The following is a 14,560-nucleotide window of genomic DNA, read 5'->3' as shown; positions in this document are numbered from 1 at the left end:
GTTCCTTCTTTTCAATTCAAAAGACTTGTAATTGAATATTTCCCTCTAAGATCCAAGATGATTTTACAATAATTTACAACGGTTACATTAAGATTTACAATCCTGACCCTTCAAGCTGAAAAGATCGATATAGTTTCGCTGTACCAAATTTTAATAGGACATGAAAAATAAAAGAAATGTTTTGTACAGCCTGATTATCATGCTCGCAGGAGCAATCTATTTTCCCGTTCAGGCCCAACAAAAAAATGGCGCTCAGAATACCGTTGAAACCAAAGACGTATCCTCTTCCCATGGACCCAACAGCTTTGTTCGCACCATCAAGCGAGATCGAAAGGGGAACATTTGGCTTGTTTCAAACGAAGGTATTTTCCGTTTCGACGGAAAGTCATTTACCAATATTACCAGTAAAGTGAGTTCAGCCCGCTTCTGGGATGTTCTGGAAGATCGAAAAGGAAATCTTTGGTTTGGTACCAGAGATTCAGGTGTTTACTATTACAATGCCCGCCTGAATGAAGGAGTCGGGCAGGGTGAATCCCTGCCTGCCGGACCGGCAGGCTTTCAAAATTTCACAACCAGGGATGGGCTTGCTAATGATCGGGTTGGGAATATTTATGAAGATAAAACCGGTAATATTTGGTTCGGCACTGACAACGGAGCAAGCCGTTATGATGGGAAATCCTTTCGAAGTCTTAAAATGAAAGAAGCCGCTTCTGTTACTTCTACTGATTCTTTCCATATTTCAATTTACCAACGCCCGATTCCAGAAGATAGCTGGATGCATAATGCTGTTAATTCTATCATTGAAGACAAAACAGGAAAACTTTGGTTTGGCACAAGGGGCTATGCCTCCGTTTATGATGGAAAGACATTCACCACTATAACCAATAAGGATGGTAAATCTTTTGCAAACGTCCGTTCGATAATCAAAGATAAAAAAGGAAATATCTGGCTGGGGGCTTTCAATGGCCTTTGGCGTTATGACGGCACTACATTTACCAATTTTACTCAAAATTTTGTTGGATATATCTACGAAGATAAAAAAGGAAATATTTGGACCAGTTCACAAAGAGCTAATAATGGCGGGTGGGTACTTTCCCGCTATGATGAAAAGTCATTGGCCAATGAAAAGCCAACTGTAACCGAAATAATAAATAAACCAATGATCTCCGCGATTTTAGAGGACGATAAAGGAAATATTTGGTTTGGCGCATCTGATGGGGTGTATCGTTATGATGGAAAGACCATCACGGACTTTAAAAGTAAAAAGCTTTAAGTCGTTAGACTCGTTGAATAAAAAGCCTCAAGTTCAACTTGAGGTTTTTTAGTTACAATCAATTTTTTATCAATTTTACTTTTTGAATAACAATGCTCAAATCATTCTTACTCAGCAACCGCCATTGCGAGGGGCACGTTTATAAATTATTTTACCGTCTCGTTCTACATAGTCGCCCGATATAATTGCAAATGAATAATTGGGCGTGTACAAACCACTAAATACACTTTGGCTTCTTATAAGTATTTTGTCGTTAACTTTCAGGCTATGCAATTGCTGAAATTCATTAGCATTTTCCCGGCCAAAACTAAGAATATAATCGTAACCATTAATTCTGACCATTAGTCCGAAACCTCCTCTTGAGCCTGACGGAAGAGAAAGAGAGGTTATAACAGCTTCCATCTTTTCAGGATCAGTAAGCGGTTTTGGCGATGAATTTTTAGAAACTTCATTTTTAATTTCGCGATTAGCAAATACTAGTCCGCTTACCACAACCAACGGTAAGAACAGCGCATAAATAACTTTTTTCATATTTTTTATTTTTCGTGTCTTTTAGAGTTGATGCAACAAAAATACTTTGATGTATTTCAGCCTGAGGAACTTGGATTGTAAATAAAAATGTAACTTTTGTAAATAATCGTAAAATGGTATGTTTTATAGCCGAAATCTACTTTCCGGCTGCAAGGAGGGAAGTTTTTCTTTGATTTTTCTTAAGTTGGAGTTCAATAAACTGATTGTTTTGGCCAACAAAAATTTAAGTTTAAAAATGAGCCATAAACCTTCTACCTCCTGGTTCGATAATTCAAAACGCCACCATGCAAACTTTATTACAAATATTTCGTGACGCAGTTAATAAGATCTGTCCTATAGGGGAGGATGACTGGTTATTGTGTGAGCCGGGCCTGAGCCTTAAAACGTTGGATAAATCTGCATTCTTTGTAGACTACATTATACTTTATAGTCGGCTACCAATATTATTATAACGGTCTCTTTGTAACTTTAAACAACCGTTGGCCCAAAACAATCTGTAACACCTACTCTCAATCCTGCCAACATCAGCTATCTCTTAACCTTAAAATTTACAAACATGTCAAATTCAAAAAATTGGCTATCATTAGTCGTTACAGCAGCATTCCTCAGTTTATTAAGTTGTACCGGCCCCACTAAAGGAGCAAATAAATCGCAGATCAGTAATGTTTCTTCAGCTGGCAAAGATGATTTGGAAGGCGCCTGGGAACTCGTTTCAACTACAGAACGGCCTTTGGCAAACATTAAAAGACCGCTGCAGCTCAAGATTTTCGCGGATGGTTTTTTCTGCCTTATAATGAAGGATTCTACCGGGAAATGGAACCTGGCTTCAGGCGGCACTTATGAAACAGACGGCAATGTTTATAAAGAAACGCACCTGTATGTAACGGTAGCAGAATTTATAGGAACTACAGTTTGGCAGCAGTATGAAATCAAGGGCGACACCTTATACAAAAAGCTTTTTAAAAAAGTTATAAACAGAAAAGGTGAAGATATAACTGCTCAATTTTCGACAAACATTGAAGAAAAAAGAGTACGTGCAAAAAAATAAGGCAGGCATTGTAGAGTGGTCATATACGAGCTATTTCAATTCAACCAACGGCAAATTATCGCTTCGTTTGTCGTGCCCTCTTTTTATTGATCTATTCTAACCATATTTCGCATTCAACTTCGATATTAAGTCTTTCATTGTTATTGTGTCATACGGGCAGTCAATTATTATCACTGCATCAAATCCTTTCGATTCTTTCTTTTCTTTTTCATTCAATTTAATAATTCCTTTACCTGCGTGTCCTTTAAAATTTGTCCTACAAAACTTAAAAAATTCTTGTTTTGACAAAAGTCCATTTCCTTTTGTGTTGGAGTTTTTAGCACAAGAATAAAAAGCAATTTTTTTATCCTTGAAGTCAAATCCTTTCTTAGGATCTATGATCCCGGATTTCTTAGTCTCAAAAGGTGGAAGAAACAGACTGTCCAGGATTTTGATTTCATATTGATTCAATTCTTGCTTTGAATCCACCCCACAACTGTCCAGAATATTAATTTGTCCGTAGCTTAAATTAGAAATCAAATAAACTGAAAGAAAGATAATTAATCGTTTTGTGGTGATCATTACTGTTACTATTGTACTACTAAAAATACGTGGATTTTGCCTGGTAACGCAAATGCCGCAGAAGTTTGTACTTAATGACCCAATGACAACTTCTTATTGATTACAATTAGTAATAATTTGAAGGGCGGTGTATTGTATGTATGAGAGGTTACTAGCTATTTTACTCCCCGGGTAATCAATGAAGCTTTCTCATTTACTTCAAAGTCAACCGAGGAAACATTCTTTACGAAGGGCCGGCTTACAACTGCTTTTACCAGATCAGAATTCATAAAATCTTCCATCGCCTTTTTGTTATCCCATAAATAGAAACCGCCAAAAGTGTTTTTTTCTACGTCTGCGAGCCAAACTTTTGAAATAAGACCTTTTACTTCCGCCAAAATTGGCGCATCTGGTTCCACCATTTGCTTAAGATATTCCGATTGAGAAATATCATTTAATTGATAAGTGATTAGTTGGGCGTGCATTGTTCAATATTTTTAAAGTGTACCTACATTTTAACCACGTTGAATAAACCGGGAATATTATACGAAACTGCTACCTTGTATTGTCCTTTTGCATTGACCTGGTCATAAGGTGTTTTGTACAATATACCAGAAAGCACAGCGTAAGGTTCATAGTCCCAGGAAATAATATACTCACGCAAATCACCTCTTTTTACCTGGATCATCGCCCGTTCAAATGCCGCTATGGAATGAGCCACCGAATCGGCAATGTGTGATAGGATATATTCAAGAAAAGCTATTCCGGCTTGTTCAATATAAGAGGGAACATTCGTATTTTGATAATATTCCTCAATACAGTGTTCCAGTAAATTCTGCTGTTTTAACCACTCGGATGTTAAGGGGCAATAATTTTCAATCTGGAAACACCGCCACCAGATGCATATTTCTTTTACCAGGCATAATTCTCTTGAGGTTCTAAGCTCACGTAAATATACTGAATCCTGTTCACAGGGTTCGTAGGTTGATTTTATAAGGCCCAGCATCTTAACTTGAAATTCCTGTAAATTCACGAGTGGGGGTATTGAATATCTTAGATAATTTCTTTAATTCTTCACACACTACATCATGGCCCAGTACATTAACAGCCTCAGGCAACAGTTCATAATTGATGGTTTCTACCTGGCAGGCGGGGTGTTTCAGGATTTGCAAAGTGAGATCAATAGTGCTGTCGCTAACGATGTTGGAATGAATATCCAATTTGAACCCTTTATATTCAGTGCCTCCTGCAATATGGATCTCTTTAACCGGTGAAAAGTTTAACTCATCCAGGAAACCGGATATGTCAAAACGATGATTATGCGAATCACACTCTAAATTGTAAACATCCAGGATAAGCCCACAGCCAGTTCGCTTTGTCAGCTCATTCAGGAATTGCGCATCTGAAAAATCGGCAGGTGCATCCGGTAGCAGGTGAACAATGTTTTCCAGCAGAAAAGGGATCTTATACCGGTCTTGTATAAGGCATACCCGCGCGCAGATCAGGTCTAGCATCTCTTTGGTGCGGGGTAAGGCAAGCATAGTATTTAAATTTTGGCCATTTATTCTTACATAACCAAGGTGTTCACTATGCCATGCCAAAGGTATAGTTTCAATAAGTTCATCAAGTAAATTTATATAAGCCTTTGAGTAATCATCATAGCTGCCAATAGAAAGGCCAACGCCATGCGCTATTACTTTTACAAATGGTAAAACATCCAGAAGACTGTTAATGATCGATTCGTTTAACGTAATTCTGTCATCCAAGGCTCTTGCTATAGTATCGGGCGTTACTTCAATATACTGTATGTAAGGCAATACCTTCTTCAGGAATATTGGGTCATAAGCATCGTAGGTAGTACACAATGTATGTGTACTACCTGATTGTTGAATAGCCTGCATCTTGGTTATGCCTTTAGTTTAACGGAAAATAGTAGCATCAATCAATCCATCAATGTCGCGTAGTTTACTGAAGATTGGATCCTCTATCCGAAGGCGGAGGTCAATACCAAGTAATCCACATCCAATGCAGCCATGTAATTTAAAGATCCGGTCAAGTGATTCATGAACACTTTTGGCAACAATTCCTTCCTTAAATGTTAACTGGATGGTACCAGGGCGTAAACCGCCGATACCTGCGTGGGCAGAGGCAATACCTGCCTCTGGCTGAACTATGCTCTTGTCAGACATTATTGAATATTTAAGGTGAAAAATATAATGCTAAGTTTCCCTACACGAGAGAAACAATAAAGCTGAATCAATTGTCTTCGAAGGGATTTAAATGTCAGGAATATGAGGTATACGCAAGATTAATACTTTACAATGTATTCAAGTTAAACAATTATTGAATGTGTTATGCACCGTGAAAACACCCAATTTTTTACAGGCGGCAGATATGACTACTTATGCTTGCCCGCCGCATAAGCAGTTAGTGACACGCTTGAACGATTATGCAAATCTCCGCTGAGAAAAAGTTGCTGAAAATTATTAGCACCGGTCATTACTTACACTGGCATCATTTTGGCCAGAAAGAAGAGCGCATCCTTTTTTATAATTTAAACTTTACCTAATGAAACATTTCGTGTATGCAATGGCGATCGTTGTGCTTGCAGCCAGCTGCAAAAAGAATTCAGCCACCGATAAGATTAATTCCTCCACTTCACAAAGCGAAGTAACCTCTCTGGCACGTGCATCTACTACCATTCAGTTTAGCGGATATACGTGGACGATCAGAAACACAGGTACAGCTGCACAAGGTCCCGGCCCCAATGTTTTCAATGGCAGTAATGCCTGGGTTGATGCCAATGGAAGATTACACTTAAAGGTCACTAAGAACCCAACTACCGGTAAATGGAATTGTGCTGAGATCTATAGCACACAAAGCTTTGGTTACGGCACTTATCAATGGCAGGTAGAAGGCGCCATTGGCTCGTTCAACAAAAACATTGTACTGGGTTTATTTAATTACTCGGGTAACGACAGGTACGATGAAATGGATATTGAGTTTGCACGCTGGGGAAATGATGCCTGGCCAAACTTAAACTACACGGTATGGCCTGCTGCCGGTGGTAAGGGCCCATGGGAGTACTCGAAGAACTTTTCACTAAGCGGTACTTACACTACACACCGCTTTACACGCAGCCCTAATTCAGTAGTATTTAAAAGCATGGGTGGTTTTTATAATGATGATACCAACCTGTTTGCTATCGCTACCTGTAGTTCGCCTGCATCAAGCATTAGTATTTTAGGCATGCCTATTCATATGAATCTATGGTTATATGATGGCAACGCGCCTTCTGATGGCAAAGAGGTGGAAGTTATTATTCACAACTTTAAGTATACAGCCGGGTAAGAACAAAAAAGGCTTCAGGTATTTGAACTTGAAGCCTTTTTTGTTTTATATCACCTAAACGGTTTTGTTATTGTACGCCAAAATATATTCAGCCTACTTCGTTTCTTTGTTGTTACCCAAAATTCTGATATTTCTCCTTCGTACTTTTCAAGGATTATTGTTCCTAATTCAATTTGTTTTTGTCCGTTAAATGCAACTTCAATTTCTTTTGTTTCAAACCCAATCGATGATATTACTAAATACAGATTACCGCTGTCAGTAGTTGGTAGGTAAGTTAATTTAAAGTAGCCATTGCTCATCGCCGCCACACCGTTCCTTGTTCCTTTTATGATAACCGAAGCAAAGGAAACCGGCATATTTACCTGTTTTGTTGTGTCAAAGTATTGCACATTACCGACAAAGTAAATTGTGTCAATTTCTTGTTGGGCGTTTATAATTGGAGTTTCAATATTAATATCTTGAAAAGATTTTTTTTGCAAAGTATTCTGTTCAGTTTGAATAGCAGCTTTTTCTGCTTTTGATATTGTTGATGTTGTTAGAAGAGTTGTCAGTGTAACTGCAATTGGCAATTTACTTTTCGATATGCTTTTTTGTTTTAATTGCTCTGGGCGATAAAATCCACAAACAGGTTCTTTGTTTTCAGACATATAAAATGCAATATCTGAAAATGTCATATTTGAAAAATCAATAATCTTTTTGTCGCACTTATTGCAAAGCCTGCCGCCTGAAACCGGGTTCATCTCATCCCAATACTGGTCGCACTTTTTAAGCCTTGAAAGATTGAATTTAAAATTATCTAACTCCATAATTGTAGAACATACGTTACAAAATATTCTTTTTAAACCACTTTGATCAACTAATTTGACTGTCGTTCATCCACCATATTTCCTCATTCGTGTACTCCCGCTTTCCAAATTACAAAGAAAAAGATTTGTTTTGTACTCTAACATGCAGAAACGAAATACCATCTCGTTATATTGGAAATGTCAGCTCATCTTTTGGTCGCTTGCTGCGCTGCAATGGGCCTATGCCGGTTACATGGGTATCGGTTTTAGCTACAAGCTGGCGATCATACATTATGTGCTTGACCTTGTCATCTATATTGTTCCTTCGCACCTTTACAGAAATCTTTCCCGCAGGCTGGGCTGGCATACACTGAGCTTACCGAACCTGATGGTACGCCTGGTACCTGTCATTATTGTGATGGCAGTTGTATTTATGGTGTTCACCATCACCAAAAATTATTTCGTACGGCTTGGGTTTCGGCCTGGATTTGGAGGAACAATTGAAGATGCTTTTAAGGCGCAGTCCTTTGTGGTTTTTATCACCGGCCTTCGTCTGATGTCGATCTGGCTGCTTGCTTATTATGCCTATCATTATGCACAACGAGAGATCAATGCTGTAAAAGAAGCGGCCCGGCTGGAAGTGATGTCGAAGGAAGCTGCTTTCAATAACCTGTCGACGCAGCTCAACCCGCATTTCTTTTTTAATTCACTTAACAGCATCAAAGCGCTGGTGATCGAAGATCCGAAGGCGGCGCGGCGGGCCATCGATATTTTATCAGAGCTGATGCGTACTTCGCTGTATCAGGAACAGAAAAATCTTGTTTCATTGAAGCATGAGCTGGCATTAGTTCAGGACTATCTTGAACTGGAGAAGATCCGGTTTGAGGAAAAGCTGAAGGTAAGCATACAGGCTGATGAAGCATTAATGAATAAGCAGGTGCTACACCTCGGCATTCAAACCCTTGTAGAAAATGCGATCAAACATGGCATCAGCCAGCAACCGCAAGGCGGCTTTATTAAAACGGAAATAAGCAGTGTCGCCGGCGAGATCGTTATTACTGTGGAGAACACCGGAATGCTCAATGACGGGTTGAAAAAAGGCATCGGGTTGAGTAATCTGGAAGAACGATTACAACTGCAGTTTGACGGCAAATCAGTCTTTCGTCTACAACAGGAAACGGTACAAACGGTAAAAGCAATCATTAAAACCCCGCTGGTATGAAAAAGCTGAAAGCACTGATTGTGGATGATGAACGGCTGGCACGTGATGAGATCAGGCGGCATCTAAGCAATTGGCCTGAAATTGAAATAGTGGGCGAGGCCGCCAATATTACCGATGCAGCGAACATGATAGGGCAATTGCAACCTGAAATTATTTTCCTCGATGTGCAAATGCCCGGTGGCTCGGGTTTCGATCTGCTTGAATCACTCGATACCGTTCCACAAGTGATATTTACTACGGCATTCAATCATTATGCCGTACAGGCTTTCGATGTAGATGCGATCGATTATCTCGTGAAGCCGATCAGGGAAGAACGTTTTGCGAAAACTATTGAAAGAACACGGGCAAGACTGGCATCCGAAGGAGAGGAACACCCCGGTGAGCAAACCATTTTTATTAAAGAAGGGGAGCGGTGTCATTTTATTAAAGTGAGCCAGATTAGTTGGATAGAATCGAGCGGCAATTATGCAAGATTGTATTTTGAGGGCAGTAAAGCGCTTGTAAAACGTTCGTTAAATCATTTGGAAAAGATCCTTGCTGCAGATCAGTTTTTTCGGGTGAACCGCACCGCTATCATCAATATAAACTACATCTCAAAAATAAAACCGCTGCATGATGGCAGGCTCGATGTAAGCCTGCAGGGCGGACAAACTTTCACTGTATCGGGCCGGCAGTCGGCCGCGCTTAAAAACAGAAGCATCCTATAATTTAACGCTGATATATTAAAAATGAATGTATGAGACTACAATTCTCACTGGCATTGCTATGTCTTTTATTGTCTACCTGTATCCAGGCACAGGACGTAACGGTGGAGTCTGTGAAAGCAGACAGCAGCTATATTGTACAGGATAGCCTGCTGATAAAAACAAGAGATGGAGCTTATGTGTCTGCATTGATGGTGCGAAAAAGAAATGCCTCGGCACCATTGCCTGTAATATTTCAGTTCACCATTTATGCACGGCTTACAGATATTCGAAAAGTGAAGCTGGCTGCAGATAAGGGTTATGTGGGGGTGATGGCTTATACAAGAGGGAAGCGATACAGTGCTACCGCCAACGTATTGGCCTATGAATATGATGGCCGGGATGCATATGACGTAATTGATTGGATAAGCAAACAACCCTGGTGCAATGGCAAAGTGGGTATGATGGGCGGTAGTTACAACGGTTTTACGCAATGGGCAGCGTGCAAGAAATTACATCCGGCCTTAAAAACCATTGTCCCTTCCGCTTCTGCTGCACCGGGGCTGGACGTGCCGATGATGAATAATGTTGTTATGTCGTTTCCATTCTCGTGGGCCTTTTATGTTTCCAATAATAAATTTTTAGATGAAAAAGATTACCGGGATAATAAATGGAATGAAATGCAACAGAAATGGTTTGCGTTGGGCACGGCTTACCCAACGATGGACAGTATTATAGGAAAAACGAATACCATGTTTCGCCGCTGGCTTCAGCATCCCGCTTACGATGCCTATTGGCAGAATATGATCCCGTATAAAAAAGATTTTGCGCAGATCACCATACCTGTACTTACCACTACAGGTTATTATGATGGTGGGCAGGTAGGCGCCTTGTATTACATGCGGCAGCACCTGAAGTACAATTCTAAAGCGGAGCATTATCTGCTTATTGGGCCTTACGGTCACTTTGGCTCGCAGGGTTTCCCCGACTCTGTTTTTGCCGGTTATAGAATTGATCCCATAGCTAACGTGCCTATTCATGCGATCATTTATGAGTGGTTCGATTATATCCTGAAAGGAGCTGTGCGGCCAGGTTTCCTGAAAGATAAGATCAATTACCAGCCCATGGGCAGCAATGAATGGAAGCATGTATCGTCGTTGCAGGCGGTGGCCTCAGATACACTCCGATTGTACCTCGATAACCGCGAAGGCGGGTTGTTGACGCAGGCAATGCCAAAGAAACCAGGTTATTCCTACCTGGAGATCGATTTTAAGGATAGGACCAAACGCCATAGCTATTACTATGTGAACAAGGTGATCTATGATAGCCTGTTTAGTGGCGGTGGGCTTATGTTCAAAAGTGAGCCGCTGAAGGAGTCAATGGAACTATGCGGTAATTTCGCCGGCAACATGAGCGTAACGATGAATAAAAAGGATATGGATTACAGCATTGCGCTATTTGAAGAAATGCCCGACGGGAAATATTTCTACCTCTCTTATTTTATGGGGCGGAGCAGTTATGCCACCGACAATACTAAACGCAACCTGTTGGTGCCGGGAAAAAAGACCCGCCTGCCATTCACCAATAGCTATTTCACCAGCCGTAAGCTGGGCAAAGGCAGCAGGATCGTGATCGTTGTTAATGTCAATAAAAGCCCCTTTGAACAGATCAATTACGGTACAGGGAAAAATGTAAATGAAGAAACAATACAGGATGCGGGGGAGCCAATGAAAATAAAATGGCATAATGACGGGTTTATTGAATTGCCGGTATCATATTAAGAATCGGTTGCTTTGATCTTTGGGGCCGTTGGTTAACTGAATTAAGGCATCGTATAATTCATTTGAATGGTCATTTAAATCATTTGGGCGATCGTTAAATTTTTTGAATCGATTGATTTGATCTTTTGAGCCCTTGGTTAAATGAATTAAGCCATCGTATAATTCATTTGAATGGTCATTTAAATCATTTGGATGATCGTTTAATTTTTTGAATCGATTGATTTGATCTTTTGAGCCCTTGGTTAAATGAATTAAGCCATCGTATAATTCATTTAAATGGTCATTTAAATCATTTGGATGATCGTTTAATTTTTTGAATCGATTGATTTGATCTTTTGAGCCCTTGGTTAAATGAATTAAGCCATCGTATAATTCATTTAAATGGTCATTTAAATCATTTGGACGATCGTTTAATTTTTTGAATCGATTGATTTGATCTTTTGAGCCCTTGGTTAAATGAATTAAGCCCTCGTATAATTCATTTAAATGGTCATTTAAATCATTTGGACGATCGTTTAACTATTAAGTCAGGTGGTTTAAGATTTCAGGTTGACCGTTTAATTTTATAAATCGACGAAATAATCTTTTTAGGAGTTCCTCAATTTTTCAATTGTATAGGTATAGTAGGATTATCATCACTCTTCGTATAGCCATTTTAGGATTAAACCCATCTTCGATTACATCATGCTTTACTCTTCTCCAGTAGAAATAGCCCAAAATTCGCTGCAAATTCGCTGACGGCGGTCATTCTTTTCGCGACATTTTACGACATTATACGACAAAAGACGACACTTTTGAAAGGGCTTGATTGAATCTGCATTTGACACCCATATCTTTGATTTGTCAATGCGAACGATACGAGTGAAGCGATTTTACAATCAATTTAGGATAACTAATAGCGTTATAAAACCATGACGATGGTCAGGATTTTACAACTCAATAATGCCGCTAAAAGACGAGGCACTAAGTAGTTCTACCTAGGAAATGTTGCCAAGTGTTGCCAAGTGTTGCCAAAATTTGGAAGTCGCATGCTGGCCATCGTATCTTCGAATTGTCAATTGATCACCGGTATAACAATCGCAAAATAAGTCCCGACATGTCTGCTAATTAGCTCCTCCGTTCCGTGAAAACAGGATGTTTGCATTCCGGTCTTTCTGTTTTACTATGATCTTATGGTAGTAGTATAAAGGATCCTGCAGTCAAGGCAGGTATTGCAGTCATTCGTATGCCTTTCCTATTCGTTATTGGCCAATTAACTGGTAAGGTTCTGTGTAAGTAGCGTGTGTTCAAAAACCATTTTATTCATTGTTAAATTAAATGTTATGAAAAAGAAGATCATTTCTTCGTTTATATACTGCCGCGATGGCGAATTAATAAAAATCACCCGTCGTATCCTCGACAGTATAAAGCAAAGTGCCCAATTTCCAAATGCAGGACCGTTGGTAGAACTGATAGAAAAAACGCTGCTCGAATATATAGCCGCGTTATCAGCTGCCGGCGGTCGCGGCAGGGTGTTGGTATCTATTAAGGACGATAAAAAGGCCATACTGCGGGAGTTGCTTATGGACCTGGCACATTACGTAACCCAAACTGCCAAAGGTGATAAAACCATACTCCTGGAGAGCGGTTTTGACCTTAATGCCGATAAGGGCGCTTCACCAAAAGAGATGCCTAAATTGCAGGTTGATTTGGAAATGCCGGGTCAGGTCACCATCAGTATAAAGCGGATGACTGGTGCAAGGGCCTACGTACACCAGTATACACCCGATCCGTTAACGCAACAAAGTGTTTGGATAAGTGAAACTTCACTTAAGCCACAACATACGTTCAGCGGGTTTGAGTCAGCGGCTAAGATCTGGGTGCGGATCATAGTCATTGACAAAAAAGGCGAGTCGGTATACTGGGAACCTGTTTCCCGCATCGTTCAGTAAGCTTTTGGTTTAAACAGGTCCGGGTCAGCAATGGCCCGGACTTTTTTTGCTCTTTCCAATGATACTGGTTATTCGATACTGAGTCCGGTTAGTGAAAGATTATTTTAAAAGGTAATCAGCGTATTTCTTTATCAATATAAGAAGTGCGTTTTGTATCTTTTATAACTGCATATACGGTTAGCGAAATGAGGATACATACAGTTACATACCAGTAAAACAGCGACTCATGGCCTGCCTTCTTAAAGTATAACGCAATATATTCTGCCGTACCCCCAAAGAGCGCAACAGTGAGCGCGTAAGGCAATCCTACGCCCAGCGCCCTGACTTCGGCAGGGAATAGTTCGGCCTTAACAACAGCATTGATGGAGGTATATCCGCTAATGATGATCAGCGCTGCTAAGATCAGGAAAAATGCACTCCACTCGGTAGTTGTATGACTGATGGCCGTAAGAATTGGCACTGTGAATAAAGTTCCTAATATGCCAAAGCCCACCAGCAGAGGTTTACGGCCTATTTTATCGCTCAGCATACCAAACAATGGTTGCATGCACGCGTAGATCAGCATGAGCCAGAAAGTTAGTTGTGTAGAACGTTCTTTGCTAAGATGTACCGTATTTACAAGAAACTTCTGCATGTAGGTGGTATAGGTATAAAAAGCCAATGTGCCGCCCATGGTAAGGCCAACCACCGTAAGCACCGCACGCGGATGTTCTTTTAATAAAGTGATAACAGAGCCACGTTTTACATCCTTTTTCTCTACCACAATTGTCTCCTGCATATGCTGGCGGATGAAAAGCGCAAATAACGAAAGTACAGCACCAATTACGAAAGGGATCCGCCAGCCCCAGTCGTGTAACTGTTCAGAAGTTAGAAATACCTTTTGCAGCAACATTTGTACACCAAGGGCAATAAGCTGGCCGCCGATAAGCGTAACATACTGAAAGCTGGAATAGAAACCACGTTTTCCCTTCGTCGAGATCTCGCTTAGGTATGTCGCTGAAGTGCCATATTCTCCGCCTACACTAAGCCCCTGTATCAACCGGGCTGTAAGCAGGATAATAGGAGAGAGGATACCGGCTGTGGCAAAAGAAGGCGCCGAAGCGATCATAAGACTACCTGCAGACATTAGCAGAACAGACAGTGTCATGGAAGTTTTACGCCCGGCCCGGTCTGCAATACTGCCAAATAACCAACCACCTATGGGGCGCATAAGAAAGCCTACTGCAAAGATGGCTGCCGTATCGAGCAGCTGAGCGGTGGGGTTACTTTTGGGGAAGAATACGGGCGCGAAGTATAGAGCGAAAGCTGCATAAGCGTACCAGTCATACCATTCAACCAGGTTGCCAATGGAGCCTATAAAGATCGCTTTAAGTCGTTTTGCCGTATCGTGTTTTTCAGTATTTGTGGTGGTCATA

The 14,560-nt window shown here is 40.5% G+C and carries 15 protein-coding genes; 7 read left to right on the top strand and 8 right to left on the bottom strand.

Features of this window, described 5'->3' with window-relative positions:
- The first annotated feature begins 160 nt into the window (after positions 1-160).
- Positions 161-1,273, top strand: a complete 1,113-nt coding sequence (locus tag GGD38_RS18695; protein WP_375301906.1) for a two-component regulator propeller domain-containing protein — start codon at positions 161-163, stop codon at positions 1,271-1,273.
- 111 nt (positions 1,274-1,384) lie between these two features.
- Here GGD38_RS18695 and GGD38_RS18690 read toward each other — a convergent pair whose 3' ends face one another.
- The gene (locus GGD38_RS18690) at positions 1,385-1,804 is read right to left on the bottom strand and encodes a hypothetical protein (RefSeq protein ID WP_375301905.1); all 420 of its coding nucleotides are present in this window, start codon (positions 1,802-1,804) and stop codon (positions 1,385-1,387) included.
- Between the two features lie 556 nt (positions 1,805-2,360).
- Here GGD38_RS18690 and GGD38_RS18685 point away from each other — a divergent pair.
- Positions 2,361-2,852 (top strand): hypothetical protein, encoded by a 492-nt coding sequence (locus tag GGD38_RS18685; RefSeq protein WP_375301904.1) that lies wholly within the window; start codon positions 2,361-2,363, stop codon positions 2,850-2,852.
- Positions 2,853-2,948: 96 nt separating this feature from the next.
- On the opposite strand, the gene GGD38_RS18680 is transcribed toward GGD38_RS18685, so the two are convergent.
- From GGD38_RS18680 to GGD38_RS18660, 5 genes are all read right to left on the bottom strand, one after another.
- A complete protein-coding gene (locus GGD38_RS18680; protein WP_375301903.1) occupies positions 2,949-3,413 on the bottom strand; it encodes a hypothetical protein in 465 nt (154 codons plus the stop codon).
- A gap of 155 nt (positions 3,414-3,568) precedes the next feature.
- Complete coding sequence (locus GGD38_RS18675; protein ID WP_375301902.1) at positions 3,569-3,877, bottom strand: YdhR family protein; 309 nt, start codon at positions 3,875-3,877, stop codon at positions 3,569-3,571.
- A 23-nt stretch (positions 3,878-3,900) separates the two neighbouring features.
- On the bottom strand, positions 3,901-4,398 hold the full coding sequence (locus tag GGD38_RS18670) for a hypothetical protein (protein WP_375303858.1): 498 nt from the start codon (positions 4,396-4,398) through the stop codon (positions 3,901-3,903).
- Between the two features lies 1 nt (position 4,399).
- Positions 4,400-5,293: a DUF692 family multinuclear iron-containing protein gene (locus tag GGD38_RS18665; protein WP_375301900.1), complete on the bottom strand. Its 894-nt coding sequence runs from the start codon at positions 5,291-5,293 to the stop codon at positions 4,400-4,402.
- A gap of 18 nt (positions 5,294-5,311) precedes the next feature.
- On the bottom strand, positions 5,312-5,581 hold the full coding sequence (locus tag GGD38_RS18660) for a hypothetical protein (protein ID WP_375301899.1): 270 nt from the start codon (positions 5,579-5,581) through the stop codon (positions 5,312-5,314).
- Positions 5,582-5,960: 379 nt separating this feature from the next.
- Between GGD38_RS18660 and GGD38_RS18655 the strand changes: the two genes are divergently transcribed.
- The gene (locus GGD38_RS18655; RefSeq protein ID WP_375301898.1) at positions 5,961-6,743 is read left to right on the top strand and encodes a glycoside hydrolase family 16 protein; all 783 of its coding nucleotides are present in this window, start codon (positions 5,961-5,963) and stop codon (positions 6,741-6,743) included.
- 50 nt (positions 6,744-6,793) lie between these two features.
- Here the strand turns inward: GGD38_RS18655 and GGD38_RS18650 are convergent, their stop codons facing one another.
- Positions 6,794-7,549: a carboxypeptidase-like regulatory domain-containing protein gene (locus tag GGD38_RS18650; protein WP_375301897.1), complete on the bottom strand. Its 756-nt coding sequence runs from the start codon at positions 7,547-7,549 to the stop codon at positions 6,794-6,796.
- Positions 7,550-7,691: 142 nt separating this feature from the next.
- Here GGD38_RS18650 and GGD38_RS18645 point away from each other — a divergent pair, with 142 nt between their 5' ends.
- The 4 genes from GGD38_RS18645 to GGD38_RS18630 all read left to right on the top strand — a co-directional run bounded on the left by GGD38_RS18645 (position 7,692) and on the right by GGD38_RS18630 (position 13,145).
- Positions 7,692-8,750 carry a sensor histidine kinase gene (locus tag GGD38_RS18645; protein WP_375301896.1) on the top strand — a complete coding sequence of 353 codons (1,059 nt, stop codon included), beginning with the start codon at positions 7,692-7,694 and terminating at the stop codon, positions 8,748-8,750.
- A complete protein-coding gene (locus tag GGD38_RS18640) occupies positions 8,747-9,457 on the top strand; it encodes a LytR/AlgR family response regulator transcription factor (protein WP_375301895.1) in 711 nt (236 codons plus the stop codon). The genes GGD38_RS18645 and GGD38_RS18640 overlap by 4 nt, the downstream gene beginning before the upstream one ends.
- Before the next feature lie 29 nt (positions 9,458-9,486).
- Positions 9,487-11,214, top strand: coding sequence for a CocE/NonD family hydrolase (locus tag GGD38_RS18635; protein WP_375301894.1), 1,728 nt, complete (start codon positions 9,487-9,489; stop codon positions 11,212-11,214).
- Between the two features lie 1,322 nt (positions 11,215-12,536).
- Entirely contained in the window at positions 12,537-13,145 is a 609-nt protein-coding gene (locus GGD38_RS18630) for a hypothetical protein (protein WP_375301893.1), read from the top strand.
- A 115-nt stretch (positions 13,146-13,260) separates the two neighbouring features.
- On the opposite strand, the gene GGD38_RS18625 is transcribed toward GGD38_RS18630, so the two are convergent.
- The gene (locus GGD38_RS18625; RefSeq protein WP_375301892.1) at positions 13,261-14,559 is read right to left on the bottom strand and encodes an MFS transporter; all 1,299 of its coding nucleotides are present in this window, start codon (positions 14,557-14,559) and stop codon (positions 13,261-13,263) included.
- Between the last annotated feature and the right edge of the window lies 1 nt (position 14,560).

The sequence above is a fragment of the Niastella sp. OAS944 genome (assembly GCA_024809215.1).
GTDB lineage: Bacteria > Bacteroidota > Bacteroidia > Chitinophagales > Chitinophagaceae > Niastella.
Note: the sequence above shows the minus strand (reverse complement) of the source record. Positions and strands in the feature narration are given on the sequence as shown.